This window comes from Actimicrobium sp. CCI2.3 (assembly GCF_035019065.1).
Lineage (GTDB): Bacteria > Pseudomonadota > Gammaproteobacteria > Burkholderiales > Burkholderiaceae_D > Actimicrobium.
The window spans coordinates 23,640-45,927 of sequence record NZ_JASJWR010000013.1; the positions used below are offsets into that span (position 1 = coordinate 23,640).

At 56.3% G+C, this 22,288-nt stretch carries 29 protein-coding genes; 12 read left to right on the forward strand and 17 right to left on the reverse strand.

The window, feature by feature from the left end; translation table 11 throughout:
• Positions 1–70 precede the first annotated feature (70 nt).
• Genes QN370_RS09150 through QN370_RS09160 form a run of 3 tightly spaced genes read right to left on the reverse strand, consistent with a single transcriptional unit; the run spans position 71 to position 2,692 of the window.
• Positions 71–1,240 (reverse strand): hypothetical protein, encoded by a 1,170-nt coding sequence (locus tag QN370_RS09150; RefSeq protein ID WP_322128332.1) that lies wholly within the window; start codon positions 1,238–1,240, stop codon positions 71–73.
• On the reverse strand, positions 1,234–1,827 hold the full coding sequence (locus tag QN370_RS09155) for a GNAT family protein (RefSeq protein WP_322128331.1): 594 nt from the start codon (positions 1,825–1,827) through the stop codon (positions 1,234–1,236). Before QN370_RS09155 ends, QN370_RS09150 begins: the two co-directional genes overlap by 7 nt.
• Positions 1,828–1,837: 10 nt before the next feature.
• The gene (locus QN370_RS09160) at positions 1,838–2,692 is read right to left on the reverse strand and encodes a MoxR family ATPase (RefSeq protein WP_322128330.1); all 855 of its coding nucleotides are present in this window, start codon (positions 2,690–2,692) and stop codon (positions 1,838–1,840) included.
• A 235-nt stretch (positions 2,693–2,927) separates the two neighbouring features.
• Here QN370_RS09160 and QN370_RS09165 point away from each other — a divergent pair, with 235 nt between their 5' ends.
• Together QN370_RS09165 and QN370_RS09170 are read left to right on the forward strand one after the other, a co-directional pair.
• Complete coding sequence (locus QN370_RS09165; protein WP_322128329.1) at positions 2,928–3,248, forward strand: cytochrome c; 321 nt, start codon at positions 2,928–2,930, stop codon at positions 3,246–3,248.
• Between the two features lie 13 nt (positions 3,249–3,261).
• The gene (locus QN370_RS09170; protein WP_322128328.1) at positions 3,262–3,618 is read left to right on the forward strand and encodes a c-type cytochrome; all 357 of its coding nucleotides are present in this window, start codon (positions 3,262–3,264) and stop codon (positions 3,616–3,618) included.
• 62 nt (positions 3,619–3,680) lie between these two features.
• Here QN370_RS09170 and QN370_RS09175 read toward each other — a convergent pair whose 3' ends face one another.
• On the reverse strand, positions 3,681–4,106 hold the full coding sequence (locus QN370_RS09175) for a DUF1841 family protein (RefSeq protein ID WP_322128327.1): 426 nt from the start codon (positions 4,104–4,106) through the stop codon (positions 3,681–3,683).
• A 110-nt stretch (positions 4,107–4,216) separates the two neighbouring features.
• Here QN370_RS09175 and QN370_RS09180 point away from each other — a divergent pair, with 110 nt between their 5' ends.
• Positions 4,217–4,798 (forward strand): malonic semialdehyde reductase, encoded by a 582-nt coding sequence (locus QN370_RS09180; protein ID WP_322128326.1) that lies wholly within the window; start codon positions 4,217–4,219, stop codon positions 4,796–4,798.
• Here the strand turns inward: QN370_RS09180 and nth are convergent, their stop codons facing one another.
• The 4 genes from nth to fdxA form a co-directional block, all read right to left on the reverse strand.
• Positions 4,799–5,449, reverse strand: coding sequence for an endonuclease III (nth, locus tag QN370_RS09185; RefSeq protein ID WP_322128325.1), 651 nt, complete (start codon positions 5,447–5,449; stop codon positions 4,799–4,801).
• Positions 5,446–6,174, reverse strand: a complete 729-nt coding sequence (gene rsxB, locus QN370_RS09190; RefSeq protein WP_322129180.1) for an electron transport complex subunit RsxB — start codon at positions 6,172–6,174, stop codon at positions 5,446–5,448. The genes nth and rsxB overlap by 4 nt, the downstream gene beginning before the upstream one ends.
• An 85-nt stretch (positions 6,175–6,259) precedes the next feature.
• Positions 6,260–7,495 (reverse strand): polyhydroxyalkanoate depolymerase, encoded by a 1,236-nt coding sequence (locus QN370_RS09195; RefSeq protein WP_322128324.1) that lies wholly within the window; start codon positions 7,493–7,495, stop codon positions 6,260–6,262.
• A 558-nt stretch (positions 7,496–8,053) separates the two neighbouring features.
• Complete coding sequence (gene fdxA, locus QN370_RS09200) at positions 8,054–8,377, reverse strand: ferredoxin FdxA (protein WP_322128323.1); 324 nt, start codon at positions 8,375–8,377, stop codon at positions 8,054–8,056.
• A gap of 366 nt (positions 8,378–8,743) precedes the next feature.
• On the opposite strand from fdxA, the gene QN370_RS09205 reads away from it, so the two are divergent.
• The 4 genes from QN370_RS09205 to QN370_RS09220 all read left to right on the forward strand — a co-directional run bounded on the left by QN370_RS09205 (position 8,744) and on the right by QN370_RS09220 (position 12,362).
• Positions 8,744–9,346, forward strand: coding sequence for an FxDxF family PEP-CTERM protein (locus tag QN370_RS09205; protein WP_322128322.1), 603 nt, complete (start codon positions 8,744–8,746; stop codon positions 9,344–9,346).
• A 919-nt stretch (positions 9,347–10,265) separates the two neighbouring features.
• A complete protein-coding gene (locus QN370_RS09210; RefSeq protein WP_322128321.1) occupies positions 10,266–10,886 on the forward strand; it encodes an FxDxF family PEP-CTERM protein in 621 nt (206 codons plus the stop codon).
• Between the two features lie 200 nt (positions 10,887–11,086).
• Complete coding sequence (locus QN370_RS09215; RefSeq protein WP_322128320.1) at positions 11,087–12,073, forward strand: D-glycerate dehydrogenase; 987 nt, start codon at positions 11,087–11,089, stop codon at positions 12,071–12,073.
• Between the two features lie 4 nt (positions 12,074–12,077).
• Positions 12,078–12,362: a polyhydroxyalkanoic acid system family protein gene (locus QN370_RS09220; RefSeq protein WP_322128319.1), complete on the forward strand. Its 285-nt coding sequence runs from the start codon at positions 12,078–12,080 to the stop codon at positions 12,360–12,362.
• A 49-nt stretch (positions 12,363–12,411) separates the two neighbouring features.
• On the opposite strand, the gene QN370_RS09225 is transcribed toward QN370_RS09220, so the two are convergent.
• From QN370_RS09225 to QN370_RS09240, 4 genes are all read right to left on the reverse strand, one after another.
• The gene (locus tag QN370_RS09225; protein WP_322128318.1) at positions 12,412–12,672 is read right to left on the reverse strand and encodes an acyl-CoA-binding protein; all 261 of its coding nucleotides are present in this window, start codon (positions 12,670–12,672) and stop codon (positions 12,412–12,414) included.
• Between the two features lie 27 nt (positions 12,673–12,699).
• On the reverse strand, positions 12,700–12,885 hold the full coding sequence (locus QN370_RS09230; protein ID WP_322128317.1) for a hypothetical protein: 186 nt from the start codon (positions 12,883–12,885) through the stop codon (positions 12,700–12,702).
• A 5-nt stretch (positions 12,886–12,890) separates the two neighbouring features.
• Positions 12,891–13,241, reverse strand: coding sequence for an FKBP-type peptidyl-prolyl cis-trans isomerase (locus tag QN370_RS09235; RefSeq protein ID WP_322129179.1), 351 nt, complete (start codon positions 13,239–13,241; stop codon positions 12,891–12,893).
• A gap of 110 nt (positions 13,242–13,351) precedes the next feature.
• Positions 13,352–13,708, reverse strand: coding sequence for an FKBP-type peptidyl-prolyl cis-trans isomerase (locus QN370_RS09240; RefSeq protein ID WP_322128316.1), 357 nt, complete (start codon positions 13,706–13,708; stop codon positions 13,352–13,354).
• Positions 13,709–13,886: 178 nt separating this feature from the next.
• Between QN370_RS09240 and QN370_RS09245 the strand changes: the two genes are divergently transcribed.
• Genes QN370_RS09245 through QN370_RS09265 form a run of 5 tightly spaced genes read left to right on the forward strand, consistent with a single transcriptional unit; the run spans position 13,887 to position 18,319 of the window.
• The gene (locus QN370_RS09245; RefSeq protein WP_322128315.1) at positions 13,887–14,852 is read left to right on the forward strand and encodes a cytochrome D1 domain-containing protein; all 966 of its coding nucleotides are present in this window, start codon (positions 13,887–13,889) and stop codon (positions 14,850–14,852) included.
• Positions 14,853–14,870: 18 nt separating this feature from the next.
• Positions 14,871–15,680, forward strand: coding sequence for a polysaccharide deacetylase family protein (locus QN370_RS09250; RefSeq protein ID WP_322128314.1), 810 nt, complete (start codon positions 14,871–14,873; stop codon positions 15,678–15,680).
• Positions 15,680–16,663: a sterol desaturase family protein gene (locus tag QN370_RS09255; RefSeq protein ID WP_322128313.1), complete on the forward strand. Its 984-nt coding sequence runs from the start codon at positions 15,680–15,682 to the stop codon at positions 16,661–16,663. Before QN370_RS09250 ends, QN370_RS09255 begins: the two co-directional genes overlap by 1 nt.
• Positions 16,663–17,484, forward strand: coding sequence for an EI24 domain-containing protein (locus QN370_RS09260; protein ID WP_322129178.1), 822 nt, complete (start codon positions 16,663–16,665; stop codon positions 17,482–17,484). Before QN370_RS09255 ends, QN370_RS09260 begins: the two co-directional genes overlap by 1 nt.
• A 7-nt stretch (positions 17,485–17,491) precedes the next feature.
• Complete coding sequence (locus QN370_RS09265; RefSeq protein ID WP_322128312.1) at positions 17,492–18,319, forward strand: competence/damage-inducible protein A; 828 nt, start codon at positions 17,492–17,494, stop codon at positions 18,317–18,319.
• Here QN370_RS09265 and ureG read toward each other — a convergent pair.
• From ureG to QN370_RS09290, 5 genes are all read right to left on the reverse strand, one after another.
• Complete coding sequence (ureG, locus tag QN370_RS09270; RefSeq protein WP_416172161.1) at positions 18,288–18,902, reverse strand: urease accessory protein UreG; 615 nt, start codon at positions 18,900–18,902, stop codon at positions 18,288–18,290. The genes QN370_RS09265 and ureG overlap by 32 nt on opposite strands.
• 152 nt (positions 18,903–19,054) lie before the next feature.
• Positions 19,055–19,735, reverse strand: coding sequence for an urease accessory protein UreF (locus QN370_RS09275; RefSeq protein ID WP_322128310.1), 681 nt, complete (start codon positions 19,733–19,735; stop codon positions 19,055–19,057).
• A complete protein-coding gene (gene ureE / locus QN370_RS09280; RefSeq protein WP_322128309.1) occupies positions 19,736–20,254 on the reverse strand; it encodes an urease accessory protein UreE in 519 nt (172 codons plus the stop codon).
• Between the two features lie 14 nt (positions 20,255–20,268).
• Entirely contained in the window at positions 20,269–21,981 is a 1,713-nt protein-coding gene (gene ureC / locus QN370_RS09285) for an urease subunit alpha (RefSeq protein WP_322128308.1), read from the reverse strand.
• Complete coding sequence (locus QN370_RS09290; RefSeq protein ID WP_322128307.1) at positions 21,978–22,286, reverse strand: urease subunit beta; 309 nt, start codon at positions 22,284–22,286, stop codon at positions 21,978–21,980. The genes ureC and QN370_RS09290 overlap by 4 nt, the downstream gene beginning before the upstream one ends.
• Between the last annotated feature and the right edge of the window lie 2 nt (positions 22,287–22,288).

Here is a 22,288-nt window from a genome sequence, read left to right on the forward strand (position 1 = left end):
GGAGCAATCATGTTGATCATAGTCATTGTTACGAGTTCAAACCGTTGAACGATTTTGTCTGCACCACACCTCACTTGCTCAACAACTGCATCCCCCGCTCCAGCCCCTCAATCGTCACCGGAAACATCCGGTCATTCATCAGTTGCTTGATCACCGCGATCGATTGCCGGTACTGCCACAGGCCCTCCGGTTCGGGATTGAGCCAGATGAATTTCGGGAAGGCGTGCGTGAAGCGTTGCAGCCATTCCGCACCCGCTTCTTCATTGTTGTACTCGACCGAGCCGCCGGCTTGCAGGATTTCGTATGGACTCATCGTTGCGTCGCCGACGAAGATCAGCTTGGTGTCAGCCGGGTATTTGCGCAGGATGTCCCAGGTCGGAAAACGCTCGGCATGGCGACGCCGGTTGTTCTTCCACAAGTAGTCGTAGACGCAGTTGTGGAAGTAAAAAAACTCCATGTTCTTGAACTCGGTCTTCGATGCTGAAAACAGTTCTTCGGTGCGGGCGATGTGGTCGTCCATCGTGCCGCCGACATCGAGCAGCATCAGTACCTTGATCTTGTTCTTGCGCTCGGGCTGCATCTTGATGTCGAGGTAGCCGGCATTGTTGGCGGTGGCGCGGATGGTGGCATCGAGCGCGAGTTCTTCTTCGGCTCCTTCGCGGGCGAACTTGCGCAGGCGGCGCAGTGCGACCTTGATGTTGCGGGTGCCGAGTTCGCGTTCGGCATCGTAATCGCGGTAGCTGCGTGCTTCCCACACTTTGACGGCGGTGCGGTTGCCGCCTTCGCCGCCGATGCGGATGCCTTCGGGATTGGTGCCGCCGTGGCCGAACGGCGAGGTGCCGCCGGTGCCGATCCACTTGTTGCCGCCTTCGTGACGTTCCTTTTGTTCGGCCAGCAAATCCTTGAGCCGGTCCATCAATTTGTCGTAGCCGAATTTTTCCAGCGCGGCTTTTTGCTCGTCGGTCAGTTCGCGCTGCATGCGCTTGACCAGCCAGTCGAGCGGGATCTGCGGATTCTTCTCGAAGATCGCATCGATGCCCTTGAAGTACAGGCCGAAAGCGCGGTCGAACTTGTCGAAGTGGGCTTCATCCTTGACCAGCGTGATACGCGACAAATAATAAAATTCGTCGAGCGAATTGCTGATCACGTTCTTTTGCATCGCCTCGAGCAGGATCAGGAATTCCTTGATCGAGACCGGGATTTTCGCGTCCTTGAGCGTGAAGAAAAAATCGATCAGCATCGCTTGCCTCGCTGTGCCAGTTTGTAGGTCAGGTGCGCATCGATTTCCGGCCATTCGCCGGCGACGATGCTGAACATCACCGTGTCGCGCACGGTGCCGTCGCGACGCAGCGCGTGATGGCGAATTACGCCGTCGCGTTTGGCACCGAGCCGGGCGATGGCTTCTTGCGACACCAGATTGAAGTTGTCAGCACGAAAACCAACCACGTCGCAACCGAGTACTTCAAACGCATGGCGTAATAACAGCCATTTGCAGGTGGTGTTGACATGGGTGCGCTGCCAGGTCTTTGCATACCAGGTGTGGCCGATTTCGACCCGACCCAGCGCGGGCACGATGTCGTGAAAACTGGTGGTGCCGATGATGGTGTCACTGGCGATGTCGCGCACGGTGAAGGGCAGGCGAGTGCGGTCATTGAGTGCGGTGGCGATGTACGCGGCTTCGTCGCCGGGTGCCGGTGCCGAGGTCACGCGCAGGGTCCAGAGCTCGCCATCGGCGGCAGCTGTTGCCAGCGCAGAGGCATGCTCGGCGCGCATCGGTTCGAGGCGCACGCCGTGCAATTCCAGTGTGACGAAGTCGATCGGTGTCATCGTCAGGGACTCAGCGATTGGTGCGCGACATGAATACCAGCCGCTCGAACAAATGCACGTCCTGTTCGTTTTTCAGTAGCGCACCATGCAGCGGCGGCACGATGGATTTGGCGTCCTTGCTGCGCAGCGCTTCCGGTGGAATGTCTTCAGCCAGCAGTAGCTTGAGCCAGTCGAGCAGTTCGGAGGTCGACGGTTTTTTCTTCAGGCCGGGGACCTCGCGCACTTCGTAAAAGGTCTGTAGCGCTTGCGCCAGCAAGTCTTTTTTCAGGGTCGGGTAATGGACATCGACGATCTGCTGCATCGTGTCCTTGTCCGGGAACTTGATGTAATGAAAAAAGCAGCGGCGCAGGAAGGCGTCCGGCAATTCCTTTTCATTGTTGGAGGTGATGATGACCAGTGGCCGATGTTTGGCCTTGACCATCTCGCGCGTCTCGTAGACATAGAATTCCATGCGGTCGAGTTCACGCAGCAAGTCGTTTGGAAATTCAATGTCGGCCTTGTCGATTTCGTCGATCAGCAGTACGACCTGTTCGTCGGCCGTGAAGGCTTGCCACAGCACGCCCTTGACGATGTAGTTGGCAATGTCCTTGATGCGTTCGTCGCCGAGTTGCGAGTCGCGCAGGCGCGAGACGGCGTCGTATTCGTACAGACCCTGCTGCGCCTTGGTGGTCGACTTGATGTGCCATTGCAGCAGCGGCATGCCCAGCGCAGCGGCGACTTCTTCGGCCAGCATGGTCTTGCCGGTGCCAGGTTCGCCTTTGATCAGCAATGGCCGCTGCAAGGTGAGCGCGGCGTTGACGGCAAGTTTCAGGTCGCCGGTGGCAACGTAACTGTCGGAACCTTCGAAGCGTGGTACTGGCGGCATGGGGATGGTCCGTTGAAAGATGGAAAAACGAGTATAAGCGAGAATCTTGAGGCTAACCGCGCTGCAGACCCGCCTGGCAAGGCTATTTTGTAGCGTGGACTGGGCGAAGTTCTTGCGGTAGAATCCGGATGTTTTGGTGCCGGGCGGCACGGTGGTCGCGGGCTTGCAAGAGCATTGAGATGATCCCGAGCAGTCTGTTCTCCGAGTTTTTTTCGCATTAACTACCTTAGCTGACATGAAAAAACTACTTGCACTTCTCGTGCTGGCCGGCCTGGCCAACTACGCCGCAGCAGCCGAACTTGTTGGCGATGCCAAAGCTGCCGAAAACAAGATCGCACAATGTATCGGCTGTCATGGCATCTCGGGTTACAAGGCGACTTTCCCTGAAGTGTATTCGGTGCCGATGATTGGCGGACAATCCGCCAAGTACATCGAGAGCGCGCTGCACGCTTACAAGAAAGGCGATCGCACTCATCCATCGATGCGCGGTATTGCTACCAGCCTGAGCGAGCAGGACATTGTCGATGTCGCTGCTTACTACTCGCAAAAAAAATAACGGGGACCCACAAATGAAAAAATTTTTAGCCGGCGCGGTCTTCGCGCTTTGCAGTGCCGCCGCAATGAACGCCAGTGCCGCTGGCAATGCCGACAACGGCAAGGCACTGACCGCCAAATACAATTGCGCGGCGTGTCACGGTGCCGACTTCAATAGCCCGATCGATCCGACCTATCCGAAACTGGCTGGTCAGCATGCCGATTACCTCAAGCACGCACTGGTCGCTTACAAGCGCGGTGGGGATGCACTCAACGGTCGCAACAATGCGATCATGGCCGGTATGGCAAAGCCCTTGTCGGCAGTCGACATCGAAGACATTGCTGCGTATCTGCATGGCTTGCCGGGTTCGCTGGTGATGGTGAAGCAATAAGGTAGCGTCCGCACCGATAAAAAAAGCCACGATGCGTCGTGGCTTTTTTTATGACGAAGTATTCAGCAACGCCGCCGCACATTCTCGATGTAGGTCATGCCGTCCGGTGGCAACCCGCTGCGTTGCGCTGTCCACATCATCTCGCCCAGGCATTCCATGATCTGATGATGCGCTTCATGTTCGGAGTCCAGCTTGCGTGCCAGCGTCAGGAATGCGGCGCGGATACCGGGCGGCTGGTCGATCGAGATTTGTTCGGCGATCGACAGGTGCATCGACAAATGCAGGAACGGATTGCTTTGCCCGCGTTCGACCGAGTAGTCGGCGGCCAGGGCGCTGTCAATGTCTTCGAGCGCACTGGCGTATTCGGGATGCTGCGCAATCCAGTCGCGTGCAATCGCTTCGAGCGGACTGAGGATCGCACCGCTGCGATGCTTGTCGTAGGTGGCACAAAAAAAGCGTCTTACATCATCCTGTGACGGTGTGAACATGGTGGTGGTGCCGGCAATAAAAAAGTTGATTGTACGGGGGTTGACGCGGGCACGTGGCGTGGTCGATTCGATTACCATGAACCTTTACCCAACTATTCCCGGAGTCTTTCATGCTAGATCAGGCCGCTCTCGCCACCTTGTTTTCCGATGCACGCAGTCACAATGGCTGGCTCGACCAACCGGTTAGCCAGACCCAGTTACAGCAACTCTACGATCTCGTGAAATGGGCCCCGACTTCGGCCAATTGCGAACCGGCACGGATTGTCTTCGTTCAATCGGACGACGCCCGTGCAAAGCTGGCTGACTGCATGGCAGCAGGCAATGCCGAGAAGGTCAGGACTGCACCGGTGACGGCGATCATCGGCATGGACATGGCGTTTCTTGACAAGCTGCCGCACTTGTTTCCGCATGCGGATGCGCGTTCGTGGTTCGCCGGTAATCAGCCATTGATCGACGCCACCGCGTTTCGTAATTCATCGCTGCAGGGTGGCTACTTCATGCTCGCGGCGCGGGCGCTGGGTCTGGATGTCGGTCCGATGTCGGGATTTGATGCAGGCAAGGTTGATGCTGCATTTTTCGGCGGCACCACGGTCAAGGTCAACTTTGTCTGCAGTATTGGCCACGGTGATGCGACCAAATTGTTCGCCCGCTCACCGCGCCTGTCGTTCGAGGAAGCCTGCTCGGTAATCTGATCAGACGGCCTTGGCCGGCATGGGTGTCTTGTCCCGGTAATCGCACAAGTCCGCAATCATGCAATTCCAGCATTGCGGGCTGCGCGCCGTACACGTGTAGCGACCATGCAGGATCATCCAGTGATGCGCATCCTGCAAAAATTCACGCGGCACAAATTTCATCAGCTTGTGTTCGACCACGTCGACATCCTTGCCGGGTGCGAGTCCGGTGCGATTGCCGACACGGAAAATATGCGTGTCGACCGCAATGGTCGGTTCTCCGAACGCGGTATTCAACACCACATTGGCCGTCTTGCGACCGACTCCCGGCAGGGCTTCAAGACCGGCCCGGTCGCGCGGTATCTGACCGCCGTGTTCGGTCAGGATCAGACGACAAGTTTCAATCGTGTTTTTTGCCTTGTTGCGAAACAGACCTATGGTCTGGATATACGGGATCAGTCCGTCGACACCCAGCGCGTAGATCGCCGCTGGCGTGCTGGCGATCGGGAACAATTTGCGGGTCGCCTTGTTGACGGCCACGTCGGTGGCTTGTGCCGACAGCAGCACCGCAATGAGCAATTCAAACGGCGTCGTGTACGCGAGTTCAGTGGCAGGATGCGGATTGGCGGCCTGCCAGCGTTCAAAAATGATCCGGCGTTTGTCGGCGTTCATCCGGCTTCTCCGGCATCGGCATCGCGCTTGATCCGGGCCCGTTCGATGGCGGCCTGGATGATGGCCTTCTTGCGATCCCGTTCGGCACTGTCGGCGGCAGACAGTGCCGGTGCCGCCTCGACTTCCTTGAGCTTGGCAGCCGCTTTGGCGAGCAGCCGGGCGTCGTTTTCGCGTCGCTCGCGCAGCAATCGTGCAGTCCTGAAATCATGCCGGGCCCGGGCCTCGTCGGCCTGTTGCGGGCTCCATGCCTGCCAGCCGGTCGTCGTGGTGACCGGCACCATCGCAATGCAATCAACCGGGCAGGGTGCCACGCACAAGTCGCAGCCGGTACACAGGTCGGGCAGGATGGTGTGCATCAGTTTCGGCGCACCGAGAATGGCATCGACCGGACAAGCCTGGATGCACAGCGTGCAACCTATGCACAATGCCTCATCAATGACCGCAACCGGGCGCGGACGCTCGAGTCCATGGACAGGATTGAGAGGGATGACTTCCCGGTCCAGTAACCTGGCCAACCGGACGATACCTTCTTGCCCGCCAGGGGGGCACTGGTTGATGTCGGCACTGCCATCGGCGATAGCCTCGGCATACGGACGGCAGCCGGCGTATCCGCACTTTGTACATTGCGTTTGTGGCAGTGCATCTTCGATGCGATCAGCGAGGGATTTCATGACGGGGTGCGACACGGCAGCAATCGAATTTTCAAAGACCGCATTATCCTGCATATCGGGCGCTGCCGACTTCGGTCGCTCAAATGAAAAAAGCCGTTCGACCCGAGGGTGAACGGCTTTGCTGTCGCACTGAAGCGAATCAGGAATGCGCTTTAATGAACGCACCAACTTTCGGGCAGATCAGCTCTCGCCAGCGGCGTCCGGCAAAAATACCGTAATGGCCACATCCTTCTGCGATGTAGTCTTCCTGCATGTCTGCTGGAATACCGCTGCACAGCGTGTGCGCCGCCTGGGTTTGTCCGGCACCGGAGATGTCATCGAGTTCACCTTCGACGGTCAGCAGCGCGACGGTCGTGATGTCTTGCGGACGAACCAGCTTGCCTTCGATTTCCCATGTGCCCAATGGCAGGTTGAAATCCTGAAACACGGTCTTGATGGTTTCAAGGTAGTACTCGGACGGCATGTCGAGCACGGCATTGTATTCATCGTAAAACTTGCGATGCTCTTCGGCCGACGCGTCGTCCCCTTTGCGCAGTTGCATGTAGAAATCCCAATGGCTCTGTGCATGGCGATCCGGATTCATCGCGACGAAACCGGCATGTTGCAGAAAGCCTGGATAAACTTTGCGGCCAGCGCCCGGGTAGTTCGATGGCACTGTGTAGATCACGGTGTTTTCAAACCACGAGAAAGGCTTCTTGGTGGCGAGGTTGTTGACTTCGGTCGGCGATTTGCGCGGATCGATCGGGCCACCCATCATCGTCATGGTTTTTGGCAGCATCGGATCTTTGGCAGTCGCCATCAGCGAAATGGCAGCCAGTACCGGTACGGTCGGCTGGCACACTGAAATCACATGGACGTCCGGGCCGAGTTGACGGATGAAGTCCTGCACGTAGTAAATATAGTCATGCAAGTGGAATGCACCTTCAGCCAATGGCACCATGCGCGCATCGGTCCAGTCGGTGATGTAGACATCGTGTTCTGGCAGCAGTGCCCGCACCGTGTCGCGCAACAAGGTCGAATGATGTCCCGACAGCGGCGCGACTAGCAATACTTTTGGCTGATTCAACGCAGTGCGCTTGGCAAGGCTCAGATTCTTGGCGAAATGCAGCAGGGTACAGAATGGTTTGACGGTAGAGGCCGCTTCGAGGATGCCAACGGCTTCGCCGTTGATCATTGTCGACGTCAGTCCGAATTGCGGTTTTTCGTAATCTTTACCAAGGCGAAACATCAGTTCGTAGCCTGCCGCGATGCGCTGTGAAAACGGCGTGTGCGCCAGCGGCGAAACAGGGTTGGTGAACAATTTTGCCGACGCTTCAGCCCACTGGATCAGAGGGTTCATGAAGCTGCGGTTCATTTCGTGAAAGTGGTAGAGCATGATGGCCTCATCGGTAGTTACCGTGCGTCGATCGGGGCGGACTCACGTTGTTGCACTGCATCTTAGACCAGTTCAATCGGTCTGATATCTGGATGATTCAGTAATTTTTTACAGAAACCATTAGTAGTAACCGAATTTCCCTGCTTTTTTGATTAAACGCGCTGGTTGCAGCAATTGATGACATTTTTTTCTTCATTTAACCAACATGAACGGCGCGATCGAATGAATCAATTTCAAGTATGAAAGTGCTGGAGCGTAACGGATGGTTGTGCAATTAAAACCGTTAATTAATAATTCGTCACTACTTTCATTGTCATCCCGGGCGAGTGTACGGCATGCGGAAACATTGCGTGCAATTCATTACGGTAAATGTCAAAAAAGCACAATGCTTCCGGGGAAGTATCGTGCTTTTTTTAAACAAGCCGACCAAGTCGACGCCGCTCGCAGCAAACATGTCCGAGATAGCCGGAACATGCGTTCCGAGTTTTACAGTGCTCACGATGATCTGCTTTTAAGCTCTATCGTGACCTTATTTGACGGTTGGTTGACGTCCCGGCATCAGCGCTTTAGCAGATGAAGTTTTTTCTGCATATCCTTGAAATCGTCCGCTTCCGGCAGTGGTGCCTTGGTTTTCGTGATCGATGGCCAACCGAGCGAGAGATCAATATTCAATTTGATGAACTGTTGCTGGTCAGCCGGTACGTCTTCTTCCGCGTAAATGGCATTGACCGGGCACTCGGCAACGCACACGGCGCAATCGATGCATTCATCGGGGTCGATCGACAGAAAGTTCGGGCCTTCGCGAAAACAATCTACCGGGCACACATCCACGCAATCGGTATAGCGGCACTGGATGCACGATTCGGTCACAACGTGGGTCATAACTATCCTGGTTCTGTAAAGGTAAGACGGGTGGCAGGGCTGTGCGTCACTGTTCAGCGGACCGATGCAGGACGCAGCATGAAAAGGGCAGCCGCGGAGGGGCGTATTTTAAGTCAGTTCGGGTATTCCTACAAATTGGACTTAGACAGATTGCGTATAAGCAAATTCGGAACCCGCACGCCTCACTACGAGAAATTGTGTCTTGATTGTGAACAAGTGTGTATTGCAGAAATAAGTTATCATAAAATCCATTGTTTTTTTGATTGTTGAGATACTATCAAGTCATAAAAAAGCGCCAGGAAAAGTCAACCTGGCCAATGTTGCTGAAAAACTAACTTTTCTGTCAAAACTTTTATCGAGAAAATTATGAAATTTAACTATGTGCTTGCAGTGATTGCACTATCTAGCGTAACGGGTTTCTCTAACGCGGCTAAAATTTCTACCGCGAACACGCAAAGTTTTAACTTTACGCTTGATGCCTCTGATCCAGATTTTTTGTACACTCAGACCCAATCAGTCGTTCACCTTACAGGAAAGTCCTTTCTAGACAACTTTTCGTTTGCGCTTGTAGGGCAAGAAAATGCGCTTGGTTCATCTGCTACGAATCAGCGTCCGGTTTTAGGGTTTTATGTTAATCCTGGCAGTATTTTTGATATAAACAGCATGGTGGTTTCTCTCTACAAGGGTGTTTTAAATACCGGGGTATTGCTAGGTTCTTCCCCGATCCCAGGAGCAAATATTGCCAGCTACGGTCAAGAACTACTTACTGCGGGTGATTATTACTTTACCGTTGCAGGAAAAACCACGGGAAGCGGCTCAAGTGGCTCGTATTTGTTCACAGTGGATGCTCCCATGGGTCAGGCAATTCCTAGCCCAGTCCCGGAACCAGAAACTTACGCAATGATGCTTGCTGGCCTCGGTCTGCTTGGCTTTGCAGCACGACGCAAATCCAAGGGTAATCAAGTTTGATTGCTAATTAGGTAGTGCTCCTGCTGATGCAGGAACATGATGCAAAAAAATGCCTTGGTATTCCTAGGCATTTTTTTTGGAATGTTGAAAAGAAGTAGATTTATAGTTCGCTGATGGATGGTACTCAGCAGTTAGTTTACAAAAATTATTTAACATGAAATTGCATCTGCACGAACAGCAACTTTTATCTCATTAATTGTCATTGAGAAATTGTTCGTGTCATTGTCCCGTTGCGCTCCATGGATAGCCTCTCGTAACGATCTCATCGACTCTTTTGAGCTCTTCCGGTTCATTCCGATTTTGCTGATGCTGATGCGTTTATCTACACATAGCTATCTACACTGACAGGCAACCTTTCGCCGGTCCGGCATTCGCCAAGTGTTTGGCTTCCCTTCCTTCCGCGAAACACTCCATCAGCTGTCCTGCGGGGTGTCCGCTCGCGTTTCGGCATCATCATCTTCCCAGTTGGTTTCTTCACCCTCGTTCCACTCCCTGCTTTTCCTTGTGGAAATATTAACTAAATAATCACATCAGCACAATATATAAAAAATTGCAAAGTACGGCGTTGCTGGAACGGGATGGTCATATTTTATTTTTTATATTTTTCTAATTACTAGTATTCGGGAATTATTGACTAAATAAAATTGCTATTAAATAATATATTTTCAAAGAAAGTTAATGCTCCTGATTAATACTTTGTAGGTAATTATAAAGTCGTTTGTAGGAGTAAATGAAGTGACATGTAGGAAATGCGGAAAGATGAAGTAGGTTAGTAAGAGAATAAATAGTTAGTGTGATTTTTATCAATATATTATTAAAACAACTACATATGTTTTTTACTCTGCGATAAGATTCGAATTAGTTTTTGATCCAAGCGGTGTAGTTTTATTAATGTGTCTGATTAGAAATATTCAGCATATTGATTTTATTAATTTTTTATTCACTGGTTACTTTTTTAATCCTACTTTTAATCGAGATATTTATGAAACTTCAATACGCCGTCGCTGCCTTAGCACTTTCATCTGCGTTTGCCATGCCAGTGGCCTATGCTGATACCGCCCCAATACAAAGTGTTCCGCTGTCGATTGATTCGGCGACGGGCGATCTGACATCGTATTTCGGTGGTACTCACTCCGGGACGTCAGCGTTTAATGATGTGTTCAATTTCACGCCGACGCTTAGCTCCGGTTTGGCGACAACACTGGTAAGCTCGTTTACGCTGTTTGGTGGCGGTGTCACTTTTAATTCAGCATCGCTGAATGGAGTCAGCCTGATGGCGACTACGCCATTGAGCCCTGCTTCTGGCTTCACCATTTACAATCTTGTGCTGGGTGCTCAGCAGTTCACCGGTCCATTGCAACTGCTGGTGAGTGGTAATTCATTTGGTAGTATCAGCAGCTACAACGGATCAATCTCTGTTACTGCTGGCACGCCAATCCCTTCACCTGTCCCTGAGCCAGAGACCTATGCAATGATGCTAGCTGGCCTCGGTCTGCTTGGTTTCGCTGCTCGTCGCAAAGCGAAGTCCAACCAGGCTTGAGTTGCGCTCCAGCGCCGATGCCGCAGTCGCGGTGCCGGACTGGTGCCAATGAACAATGCCTCGCTTAGCGAGGCATTTTTTATGGGCGCATCGTCGTGTCTTGTGTCCGCCTGTCATGCGCTCTGAGCTAGAATGCAGGCCACCCAGTGACTGGCATCCTGCCCCGCCATTGCGGATTACTTCCTTCATGATTGCCCGCCATGACCAAGAAACACATTCTCATCGCCCGTGCGATCTTCCCAGACATCCTTGCCGGCCTGGAGCAACAGTTCGATGTCGAGTCCAACCAGGATGACATGATTTTTTCGCCGGAAGTTCTGCTGGAAAAAGTGCGGGGCAAGGATGCCGTCATGGTGACTTCCAGCGAGGGCATCAGCGCCGAGTTGATCAGGGCGTCACCGCAACTCAAGGCAATTTGTAATATCGCTGTCGGCTACAACAACATTGCACTCGATGCGGCGACGCAAGCCGGCATTCTGGTCACGAACACGCCAGACGTTCTCAACGAAACGACAGCTGACTTCGGCTGGGCACTGCTCATGGCGGCAGCACGGCGCGTCACGGAGTCCGAACACTGGTTGCGTGCTGGTCACTGGGAAAAATGGCGCTACGACGGTTTTCTCGGAGCCGATCTGCATGGCAGTACGCTGGGGATCATTGGCATGGGTCGCATTGGTCAGGCGATTGCCCGCCGGTCAATGGGATTCGACATGAAGGTCGTCTATCACAATCGTTCGCGTCTGACGTCGGAACTCGAGGCGCGCGCCAATCATGCCGAGTACCGGAGCAAGGAAGACGTGTTGCGCCAGGCGGACCACGTGGTCTTGGTGTTGCCCTATTCCGCAGCGACACACCATACGATTGCGGCGGCCGAACTGGCGCTGATGAAGCCGACGGCCATCCTCGTCAATATTGCGCGGGGCGGGATAGTCGATGATGTCGCTCTCATTGATGCGTTGCGCGAACAGCGTATCGCCGGTGCAGGGCTTGATGTATTTGAAGGCGAGCCGGCGTTCAATCCCGGCTTTCTTGCCTTGTCGAACGTGGTGCTGACGCCGCATATTGCCAGTGCCTCGGCCCCGACGCGGCGTGCGATGACCCACTGCGCCGCAGCGAACCTGATCGCGGCGCTTGGCGGCCAGTTGCCACCGAATTGCCTGAACCCGCAAGTGACGTCGAAAGGATAAGGCAATGGCCGATATCAGCATTACCCAGCAACACCAGCTCTCGCGTAACAACGCCATCGCTGCAGCCCAGACCGTGGCCGACAAAATGGCGTCCGATTATGACGTCGCGAGTACGTGGAACGGTGACGTGCTGTCGTTCAATCGCAGCGGAGTCGCCGGTACGCTGGCAATCGGAGCCAATGACGCTAGGCTTGATATCACGTTGGGCATCATGTTGAAGTCGTTTGCGCCGATGATTCAGGAAAAAGTTACGCGCAATATGGCGAAGGTATTTGCCGGTGTGGCTTAAGAAGTCTTGAGGCACCGGCGACTTTCCGTCGGCGGTTACACCGAATGCACTAAATTCCGCTCTTGAGATCCGCAACCAGATCCACATACTGCTGCATCGCGTGTTCCGGGGTAACACCTTTGAGCGCATCCCAGGCATCCCATTTAGCCCGGCCGACCAGGTCCGTAAAGCCAGGTCGCGCCCCATCGGCATCGCCCTTGCTACCCTGTTTGTAGAGCGCATACATTTTCAGCAACGTCATGTTGTCAGGGCGATCGGCGAGATTTTTCGAGTCGGCGAGAGCCTGTTCGAACTGGATTTGCAGTGTCATGGAGCGCCTTGGGCAAAGAAAAAAAGGTTAATTGACGAGCAGGCCAGCCGTCCCCTTGACCGCACTGCCGGCCACGCCGACCGCAGCCGAGCCGACGGTGACGCCGACCCCGACTACCGTGCTGGCCACCGATACCGCTGCTGCGCCCACAGTCATGACGACGCAACCGCCGAGCGACAGCAGGATCAGAACGGCAGCAAGGACTCTGGTCATGTGGTTCAGAGACCGAGCAACTCGACGTCGAAGACCAGGGTTGCACCTGGCGGGATCACACCAGCAGCTCCACGCTGGCCATAGCCCAGCGCTGCCGGAATGACCAACCGGCGCTGACCGCCAACCAGCATCCCTTGCACGCCCTCATCCCAACCGCGAATGACTTGACCGCGACCCAGCGGAAACTGGAAGGGCTGGCCCCGGTCGCGGCTGGAGTCAAACTTCTTGCCGATGCTGCCGTCAGGATTCTGCAGCCAGCCGGTGTAGTGCACGCTGACATTGCCGCCGGCCTTGGCCATTGCTCCGGTGCCGAGTTTGACCTCGCTGTATTGCAGACCGGAAGGCGTCGTGACCATGGCCTTGGGATCCACGGGCGCGGTCGCTTCAGCGCCAAAGCTGGCACCCGCCATCACAGTCAGCATTGCTGCAGCACAAAGATGCTTGATAAAGAGTTTCATGCCGGACCTTAAACGCCTAGCAGTTCGACTTCAAAAATCAGCGTGGCGTTCGGTGGAATGGCTCCGCCGGCACCGCGTGCGCCATAGCCGAGCGAGGCAGGGATCACCAGTGTCCGTGCGCCGCCAACCTTCATGCCTTGCACGCCTTCGTCCCAGCCCTTGATGACATGACCGGCACCCAGCGGAAAATTGAACGGGTCATTGCGATCCTTGCTCGAATCGAATTTGCTGCCGGCGCTACCGTCGGCTTTTTGCAGCCAGCCGGTGTAATGCACGCTGACATGATCCCCTGCTTTGGCTTCATCGCCCGTGCCGACTTGGGTATCTTCGTATTGCAGGCCTGAGGCCAACATGGTGAGGGACATGATTTTTTCCTGAAATGAGTGGGGGGAAGCGAGATAAAAGCGCGACCTGATTGTAGCAGGCCGTGAAAGTGATGGGGATGGTGTGGCCTCTGACGCGGCGGGAAACATATGACGGCTTGGAGCGCCCGGGCTGACGCGGTAAAATGCGGCTCGTTCCAACCCTCTTCAAGTGGTGTTCATGTTTCGTTATTTAGGTAGTGCTTGTGCGGTCCTGTTTGTGTTGTTGTGTGCAGCGCCAGTTCAGGCCACCGTCGTAGTGGTTCTCAACTCTCGTGATGCAACGGTTAGCCTGATCGATCAGGATACGTACAAGGTCATCGACACCTTTTCGGTGGGCAAGGAGCCACATCATCTGATGGCGACGCCCGACAACAAATCGCTGATCGTTGCCAGTGCCACCGGCGACGAGCTGGTCTTCCTCGATCCCGCCTCCGGCGAGATTCAGCGCCGCGTCAAGAATATTGCTGACCCATACCAGATCGGTTTTTCGCCTGACCAGAAATGGTTTGTTGCCAATGCACTGCGGCTCGACCGCGTCGACCTCTATCGGTACGACGGCAAGGACATGACACTGGCCAAGCGTGTTCCGCTGCCAAAGTTACCCAGTCACATGGCGTTCACCGCCGACAGCAGTACCGTCTTCGTGACACAGCAAGGCAGTCACGAAATCAGTGCGATTGACCTGGCCACGCAGACGGTCATGTGGACCATGCCGGTTGGCAAGCTACCGGCCGGCATCGCGCTGACTCCCGACGACAAATATCTGATGGTCGGCATCATGGGTAGCGATGTCGTCGAAGTGATCGACTGGCGCACCCAGAAGGTCATCAAACGCATCAAGGCAGGTGCCGGTGCCCATAATTTCCATCCGAAAAGCGACGGACGTCACATGTTCGTATCGAACCGGGTGTCGAATACGATCAACCTGATCGACATGAAAACTCTGGAAAACGTCGGTACCATCAATGTGCCCGGCGGGCCGGATTGCATGGAACTGACTGCCGATGGCAAGACGCTGTGGGTCACGCTGCGCTGGATCAAGAAAGTCGCCGTGATCGATGTGGCCAGCCGCAAGGTCATCAAGCTGATCCCGGTTGGACGTTCGCCGCACGGGGTGTATTTCATCAACCGCGCAGCGAGCTGACAACATGAGCAAGCGCGCATGACGACGAGGCATTTTTCTGCCGGACCAGTTCGACTGATCTGTCTGCTGCTGGCGTGGGCGCTAGCCGGCAATGCGGCAGCAGCGGCGGCCGCCGCTTGCAAGGGCACCATTTACCTGACCTTCGATACCGGCAGTCAGTCGCAGGCGGCGCTGATCGCCGAGACTCTCCGTCGTCATCACGCTAAAGCGACCTTCTTTCTCGCCAATGAAAAAACCGTCAACGGTGACTTTTCGCTTGAGTCGACCTGGGCGCCGTACTGGAAAGCGCTGATCGCGGATGGCCATGCGTTCGGCACGCATACGTTTGACCACGTGTACGTGCAGCGCGATCTACCGGATGGCAAGATCGAAATGAAGCCGCAATTTGGCGCGCAGGCGGGTAAAAAAGTCAGTTGGACAAGCCAGCAGTATTGCGACGAACTCAATCGTGTCGCAACGCGCTTCCAGGAACTGACCGGCAACAAGCTGGATCCGTTATGGCGTGCGCCGGGTGGCAAGCTGACACCCAACTTGCGTGCCGCCGGAGCCGCGTGCGGCTACGCACATGTCGGCTGGGCACCCGCCGGATTTTCCGGCGATGAATTGCCGAGTCAGACCTCGCCCAATGCGAAGCTGTTGCAGCAATCACTGGCCGGTCTGAAAGACGGCGATATCTTCATGGCGCACCTCGGTATCTGGTCGCGTAAAGACCCTTGGGCACCGGCGGTGCTCGAACCCTTGCTGACCGGATTGGAGCAAAAAGGGTTTTGCTTCGCAACCTTGCGCGACCACCCCGATTACCGTCAGCATGTTCTGGAGCATCGTTGATGATTGCCACTCTGGTCGATCTGTTCGCGCAAGTCCACGGCTGGCTGTTCCAGAGCGTGATCGCGCCATTCATCTATCTGACCGGTCTGGGCGAATTCACCGAACAAGCTTTTGAAGGCACCGAGTGGCTGCTCGTCGGACTCTGCGAAATCGTGCTGCTGTTTGTTTTACTGCGTCCCCTCGAAGCGCTCTTGCCAGCGCAGGTCATCACCGACAAGGGCGCGCGTCGCATCGATTTTTTGTACACGGCGATCCATCGCCTCGGCGCGTTCACGGTCGCCGTGTTTTTCGTACTCGACCCGCTGATTGATCAGTTGACTGGTGTACTGCATCTCGAAGGCCTGCAGCCATTCAATCTCGACAGCCTGTGGCCCGGCGTGACCGACCTGCCGCTGGTGACCTTCCTCCTGTATCTGTTCGTACTGGATTTTTTCGATTACTGGTATCACCGTGGTTCGCATCAAATTCACTGGTGGTGGGGTTTGCACAGCCTGCACCACAGCCAGCAGGACATGAATCTGTGGAGCGATAACCGCAACCACTTGCTCGATGATTTCATGCGAGACATCTACATGGCCGTCATTGCGCTGGCCATTGGTGTGCCACCCGGCCAGTACGTATTGCTGGTGGCCGCATCGCGCATTCTGCAAAGCCTGCAGCATGCCAACGTCAAGTTGTATTTCGGCTGGCTCGGCGAACGGCTGCTGGTCTCGCCACGCTACCATCGGGTTCATCACGGTATCGGTATCGGTCACGAAAGCTACGGCAAGGGTTCCTTGGGGGGACATAATTTTGCGGTGCTGTTTCCGGTCTGGGACATCCTTTTCCGGACGGCCAATTTTAGCGAGAGCTTTGGTCCGACCGGTATTCGCGACCAGTTGCCCGCACCGGCTGGCAGCAGTCGCGACTACGGGCGCGGTTTCTGGGCGCAGCAATGGCTGGGCCTGAAACGCATGACCGGTTTCGACAGGCATCACTCTTGATGCATCCTGTGCTCGCTGCTTTTTTTCGCGCGGTCTGGTCGCAAATGCATGCGCGCATGCTGTTGCTGACACTGATGCCGTTTCTGCTGTCGGTGGTGATCTGGGGCGTCGTGCTGTGGCTGGGCTTCCAGCCGTTAATCGACTGGATACACGGCTGGTTCCTCGACAATAATGGTTTTCGCATCGTCGGTGACGTACTCGGGTGGTTCGGCCTTGGTGCGATCAAGGCGGTGATCGTGCCGCTGCTGGCGATGTGGGTGTTGCTGCCGCTGATGATACTGACCGCTCTGGTATTCATCGGCACGCTGGCCATGCCGGTCGTCGTCAAGCATGTCGCCAGCCGACGTTTTCCGACGCTGGAACAACGCGGAAACGGTTCACTCCTCGGCAGTCTCTGGATCGCGTTGTCATCCTTCGTGATTTTTCTACTGTTGTGGCTGGTCACGTTGCCGCTGTCGGCGATTCCACCACTGGGATTTCTGGTGCAGCCGTTGTTATGGGGCTGGCTGACTTACCGCGTACTGGCGTACGATGCGCTGTCACTGCATGCGGACACAATTGAATTGCACGCGATCTTGCGTCAGCATAAATGGCCTCTGCTGCTGATCGGCACGGTTGCCGGTGCGCTTGGTGCCATGCCGACCTTGCTGTGGCTGGGTGGTGCGCTGTCGGTTGTGCTGTTTCCATTGCTGGCCGCGTTATCGATCTGGCTGTACGTGCTGGTGTTTATTTTTACCGGATTATGGTTCGAGCATTATTGTCTGGCGGCGCTGACACAGCACCGCCAGGCCAACCCATCAACAATTTCTTCACCGGACTGACACACTCATGGCCATCGGACTCATCATCATCGGCGACGAAATCCTTTCCGGAAAACGCGCCGACAAGCATTTTCCCAAAGTGGTTTCACTGCTCTCGGCACGTGGCCTGCAACTCGGCTGGGCCGAATACATCGGCGATGAGCGCGCCCGCATCACCGCCACGCTGGCCCGTACCATGGCCACCGGCGACATCGTGTTTTCTTGCGGCGGCATCGGCGCAACACCGGACGATCACACGCGCCAATGCGCGGCGGCCGCGTACGGGACGCCGCTGATCCAGCATCCCGAAGCCAAGGCGCTGATCGAAGGCCGGATGATCGAGATGGCACGCGAAAGCGGCACCGAACTCAATCTGTCGGCCCCGGAAAATCTGCATCGGCTGCACATGGGGGAATTCCCGGCGGGCTCGTCGATCATCCCCAACCCGTTCAACAAGATTCCCGGCTTTTCACTGCTGACCGGCGACGGCGGCGCGCATTATTTCGTGCCGGGATTTCCGGTGATGGCCTGGCCGATGATTGAATGGGTACTCGATACCCACTACAGTCACCTGTTCCATCAAGTGCCGCGCCTGGAGAAAGCCGCGCTGGTGTATGGCTCGATGGAGTCGACGCTGACGCCATTGATGGAGCAGATCGAGAGCCAGTATCCGCTGGTCAAAGTGTTCAGTTTGCCCAGCGTCGGTGACGCCGAAACACGCCGCCATATCGAGCTGGGCGTCAAGGGCGAACCGGAGCAGGCCACCGCCGCCTTTGCCCAGATGATGGCGACACTCGACCAGATGACCGTCGAGTACGTGCTGCTCACGACTCCATCAAACCTTCCCGCCGGATAAATTCAATCACGGTCTCGACGCCATCGCCACTGCGTAAATTGGTGAACACGAATGGCCGATCGCCACGCATGCGCTTGGCATCGGCGGCCATCACGTCGAGATTGGCACCGACATACGGCGCCAGGTCGGTCTTGTTGATGATCAGCAGATCCGAGCGCGTGATACCGGGACCGCCCTTGCGCGGAATTTTTTCGCCGCCGGCAACGTCGATGACGTAGATCGTCAGGTCGGATAATTCCGGGCTGAAGGTCGCAGCGAGATTGTCACCGCCGGACTCGATCAGGATCAGATCGAGGTCCGGGAATTCGGCGCTCATGCGGGCAATGGCTTCGAGGTTGATCGACGCATCTTCACGAATGGCGGTGTGCGGACAGCCGCCGGTTTCGACTCCCATCAAACGTTCTGCTGGCAGCGCATCGGCGCGCAACAGGATTTCCATGTCTTCCTTGGTGTAGATGTCGTTGGTGATGACGGCCATGTCGTACTGGTCGCGCATGCGTTTGCATAGCAGTTCGCACAAGGCAGTTTTGCCGGAGCCGACAGGGCCGCCGATGCCGACGCGTAGGGGATTGGGAGTGGTCATGGATAACATCAGGTTGGGTTAAAGGACGCCGCAAACCACATCGGCAGCCACCGGGGTCAGAGTTTTTTTTCGCAACGGGTTATCGCGAAAATTACTCTGAGGCCGCTGGCGGATTACGGAGTAAAAACGTTCAACGATCGCAGCCGTAAAAATCACGACCGATACAACCGGCTGTACTGCACTTCATGCTGCATGGATAGCAACGACAACCCCGGCGACCAGCTCGACAACTCTTCATCGGCGATCGTGCTGGCCGCCTCCGCCGCCAGCGCTAGCTCCGGCTGCAACGACAGCAGCAAACGCTGCCCAGCCACCTGCCCGAGCGGCACCGATTTCACACACACCAGCACTTGATTCTCAGCCCAAGAAAACAGCATCCCAAGCAGCGCAGCGTCCGCCGGCACCTTCAGCGCAACCGCTGCATACGCAAACGCCGTCGGCAGCGCAATCTCCGGTTGCGCCTGCAACAGCGCCAGCAAGCCACCATCGTCAATCTGCAAATCAGCCATCAGCTTGCCCAGCGAATAGCCCATCTGTATCGTCTCGGCCCGGAATTCCGCGGTGTCGCGCGCGGCGATGAATTGCTCGGTCCAGTGCGCAATCGCCACTGCATCCCGCGCAGAAAATGCCTGCAGCAAGCGCCACAAAACAGGTGCTTCGAAACGCGCAACAACATGATGCAAGGTGTCGATAATCCATGCGCGAGCGGTCGGTGCGTCGGTGACGAGGCCGCTTTCCATCGCCGCTTCCAGTCCTTGCGAATAGCTGTAGGCACCGATCGGCAAGGACGGACTGGCCAGTTGCAGCAGATGGAGCAGGGCGGTGGCGTGCATCTAGTCGGTCGTCTTGTCGGTGACCTGTGCCGGTCTGTGAATGCGCTGGCGCAGCGGAACCGGTGCCAGCAGATTGCCGTCATCGCGATGCGCATGCCCGCCACCGTACGCGCCGGACTCCGGCTCGAACGGTGCCAGTTCGTCGGTCACCGTCGCGCCCAGTCCTTGCAGCATTTCCTTCAAGACCGGATCAGCGCGAATGCGTAAAAAGCCATCGCCGACTTGCGCTTGGGTGTGGCGATTGCCGAGATGAAAAGCGCAGCGCAGCAAGTTATGCGCGGTCGGGCAATCGACGCGGCAGGTCGCCTCGGCGGCCGCCGTAATCTTGACCACGCGGCCATCGTCACCGCGCAGCAAATCGCCATCGCGCAGCACGGTGCCGCGGACCGTGAAGACAGCAACGACTTCGCCGCTGACGAGGGTGGCGCGCAAGCGACTTTTTTCACGCAGCTCGAAGGGCAGGATCAGTTCATCATCGATGTGTTCGGCATGGTCAATACGGGAGTTAAGAGTCAGCATGGGTGGGCTTCGATTCAGAATAAAAAATAGCGCTGCGCCATCGGCAGCACCTTGGCCGGTTCGCACACCAGCAGCTCGCCATCGGCGCGCACTTCATAGGTTTCGGAGTCGACTTCCATCGTCGGCGTTGCGCCGTTGTGGATCATGTCGGACTTGCGCAGGTGACGCATGTTCTTGACCGCAAAGAGCGTCTTGTTCAGCTTGAGCTGGTCGCCGACACCATCCTCCATCGCCGCTTGCGAGACGAAGGTGAATGAGGTTTTCAGACCGCCGCCATACGCGCCAAACATCTTGCGGTAATGGACCGGTTGCGGTGTCGGGATCGATGCATTCGGGTCGCCCATCAGCGCGGCAGCAATCATGCCCCCCTTCAGAATCATCGATGGCTTGACACCAAAAAACGCCGGCTTCCACAACACCAGATCGGCCAGTTTGCCCACTTCGACCGATCCGACCAGATGGCTGATGCCATGGGTGATGGCCGGGTTGATCGTGTACTTGGCGATGTAGCGCTTGACCCGGAAATTGTCGTTGCGGCTGCTGTCTTCCTTCAACGCGCCACGCTGGATTTTCATTTTGTGCGCGCTTTGCCAGGTGCGCAAAATCACTTCGCCGACGCGTCCCATCGCTTGCGAATCCGATGACATCATGCTGATCGCGCCGAGGTCGTGCAGGATGTCTTCGGCCGCAATCGTCTCGCGCCGGATGCGCGACTCGGCAAACGCGATGTCTTCGGCAATGGCGGGATCGAGGTGGTGGCAGACCATCAGCATGTCGAGATGTTCATCGAGCGTGTTGACGGTGTAGGGCCGGGTCGGGTTGGTCGATGAGGGCAGGACATTGGCTTGCCCGACCGCGGCGATGATGTCCGGCGCATGGCCGCCACCGGCACCTTCGGTATGAAAGGTATGGATGGTGCGGTCCTTGAAGGCAGCCAGCGTGTGTTCCAGAAAGCCGGCTTCATTGAGCGTGTCGGTATGTATGGCTACCTGCACATCCATGCGGTCAGCCACCGCGAGACAATTGTCGATTGCAGCCGGCGTGGTGCCCCAGTCCTCATGCAGCTTCAATCCGATCGCACCGGCACGCACCTGCTCTTCGAGCGGCGTCGGCAAACTGACATTGCCCTTGCCGAGAAAGCCGAGGTTCATCGGGAACGCATCGGCCGCCGACAGCATCGCATGCAAGTGCCACGGTCCCGGCGTGCAGGTGGTGGCCGAGGTGCCCGCAGCCGGGCCAGTGCCACCGCCCAGCATGGTCGTCACGCCCGACATCAGCGCATCATCGATCTGTTGCGGGCAAATGAAATGGATATGCGAATCGACGCCGCCGGCAGTGACGATCATGCCTTCGCCAGCGATGATTTCGGTCGCGCCGCCGATCGACATGGTGACATTCGGCTGGATGTCGGGATTGCCGGCTTTGCCGATGGCGGCGATGCGACCGTTTTTGAGGCCGATGTCGGCCTTGACGATGCCCCAGTGGTCGATGATGACGGCGTTGGTGATGACGGTATCCATCACGTCGGCATGGTTGCGCTGCGACTGGCCCATGCCGTCGCGGATCACTTTGCCGCCGCCGAATTTGACTTCTTCGCCGTAGGTCGCAAAATCCTTTTCGATCTCAATGAACAGTTCCGTATCGGCCAGCCGGACACGGTCGCCGGTGGTGGGGCCGAACATTTCGGCATAGGCTTGACGGGTCATCGAACTGAGTGGCGAGCTCATTTCAGCGCTCCCATCACTTTGGCATTGAAGCCATAGACTTCCCGCGAGCCGGCCAGATCGACCAGTTCGATCGTGCGTTGCTGGCCCGGCTCGAAGCGCACGGCGGTGCCGGCGGCGATGTGAAGGCGCATGCCGTAGGCCGCTTCACGATCAAATTGCAGCGCCGGATTGGTCTCGAAAAAATGGAAGTGCGAGCCGACCTGGATCGGTCGGTCGCCACTGTTGGCGACCACCACGGTGGCCGTGCGGCGACCGGCATTGAGGGCGATCTCGCCGGGTTCGATCAGCATTTCACCTGGAATCATGG

Excerpts from the sequence above, each read along its gene's own strand:
- QN370_RS09265 (WP_322128312.1), top strand. The coding sequence starts at position 17,492 with ATGGCCATCGGACTCATCATCATCGGCGACGAAATCCTTTCCGGAAAA.
- QN370_RS09155 (WP_322128331.1), bottom strand. The coding sequence starts at position 1,827 with ATGACACCGATCGACTTCGTCACACTGGAATTGCACGGCGTGCGCCTC.
- QN370_RS09260 (WP_322129178.1), top strand. The coding sequence starts at position 16,663 with ATGCATCCTGTGCTCGCTGCTTTTTTTCGCGCGGTCTGGTCGCAAATG.
- QN370_RS09235 (WP_322129179.1), bottom strand. The coding sequence starts at position 13,241 with ATGGTCACGACGCCTTCCGGTCTGCAATACAGCGAGGTCAAACTCGGC.
- QN370_RS09250 (WP_322128314.1), top strand. The coding sequence starts at position 14,871 with ATGACGACGAGGCATTTTTCTGCCGGACCAGTTCGACTGATCTGTCTG.
- fdxA (WP_322128323.1), bottom strand. The coding sequence starts at position 8,377 with ATGACCCACGTTGTGACCGAATCGTGCATCCAGTGCCGCTATACCGAT.
- QN370_RS09215 (WP_322128320.1), top strand. The coding sequence starts at position 11,087 with ATGACCAAGAAACACATTCTCATCGCCCGTGCGATCTTCCCAGACATC.
- QN370_RS09150 (WP_322128332.1), bottom strand. The coding sequence starts at position 1,240 with ATGCTGATCGATTTTTTCTTCACGCTCAAGGACGCGAAAATCCCGGTC.
- QN370_RS09290 (WP_322128307.1), bottom strand. The coding sequence starts at position 22,286 with ATGATTCCAGGTGAAATGCTGATCGAACCCGGCGAGATCGCCCTCAAT.
- QN370_RS09255 (WP_322128313.1), top strand. The coding sequence starts at position 15,680 with ATGATTGCCACTCTGGTCGATCTGTTCGCGCAAGTCCACGGCTGGCTG.
- ureE (WP_322128309.1), bottom strand. The coding sequence starts at position 20,254 with ATGCTGACTCTTAACTCCCGTATTGACCATGCCGAACACATCGATGAT.
- QN370_RS09170 (WP_322128328.1), top strand. The coding sequence starts at position 3,262 with ATGAAAAAATTTTTAGCCGGCGCGGTCTTCGCGCTTTGCAGTGCCGCC.
- ureC (WP_322128308.1), bottom strand. The coding sequence starts at position 21,981 with ATGAGCTCGCCACTCAGTTCGATGACCCGTCAAGCCTATGCCGAAATG.
- QN370_RS09165 (WP_322128329.1), top strand. The coding sequence starts at position 2,928 with ATGAAAAAACTACTTGCACTTCTCGTGCTGGCCGGCCTGGCCAACTAC.
- QN370_RS09205 (WP_322128322.1), top strand. The coding sequence starts at position 8,744 with ATGAAATTTAACTATGTGCTTGCAGTGATTGCACTATCTAGCGTAACG.
- QN370_RS09220 (WP_322128319.1), top strand. The coding sequence starts at position 12,078 with ATGGCCGATATCAGCATTACCCAGCAACACCAGCTCTCGCGTAACAAC.
- QN370_RS09180 (WP_322128326.1), top strand. The coding sequence starts at position 4,217 with ATGCTAGATCAGGCCGCTCTCGCCACCTTGTTTTCCGATGCACGCAGT.
- QN370_RS09160 (WP_322128330.1), bottom strand. The coding sequence starts at position 2,692 with ATGCCGCCAGTACCACGCTTCGAAGGTTCCGACAGTTACGTTGCCACC.
- QN370_RS09275 (WP_322128310.1), bottom strand. The coding sequence starts at position 19,735 with ATGCACGCCACCGCCCTGCTCCATCTGCTGCAACTGGCCAGTCCGTCC.
- QN370_RS09230 (WP_322128317.1), bottom strand. The coding sequence starts at position 12,885 with ATGACCAGAGTCCTTGCTGCCGTTCTGATCCTGCTGTCGCTCGGCGGT.
- nth (WP_322128325.1), bottom strand. The coding sequence starts at position 5,449 with ATGAACGCCGACAAACGCCGGATCATTTTTGAACGCTGGCAGGCCGCC.
- QN370_RS09195 (WP_322128324.1), bottom strand. The coding sequence starts at position 7,495 with ATGCTCTACCACTTTCACGAAATGAACCGCAGCTTCATGAACCCTCTG.
- QN370_RS09175 (WP_322128327.1), bottom strand. The coding sequence starts at position 4,106 with ATGTTCACACCGTCACAGGATGATGTAAGACGCTTTTTTTGTGCCACC.
- QN370_RS09245 (WP_322128315.1), top strand. The coding sequence starts at position 13,887 with ATGTTTCGTTATTTAGGTAGTGCTTGTGCGGTCCTGTTTGTGTTGTTG.
- ureG (WP_416172161.1), bottom strand. The coding sequence starts at position 18,902 with ATGACCACTCCCAATCCCCTACGCGTCGGCATCGGCGGCCCTGTCGGC.
- QN370_RS09240 (WP_322128316.1), bottom strand. The coding sequence starts at position 13,708 with ATGTCCCTCACCATGTTGGCCTCAGGCCTGCAATACGAAGATACCCAA.
- QN370_RS09225 (WP_322128318.1), bottom strand. The coding sequence starts at position 12,672 with ATGACACTGCAAATCCAGTTCGAACAGGCTCTCGCCGACTCGAAAAAT.
- rsxB (WP_322129180.1), bottom strand. The coding sequence starts at position 6,174 with ATGCAGGATAATGCGGTCTTTGAAAATTCGATTGCTGCCGTGTCGCAC.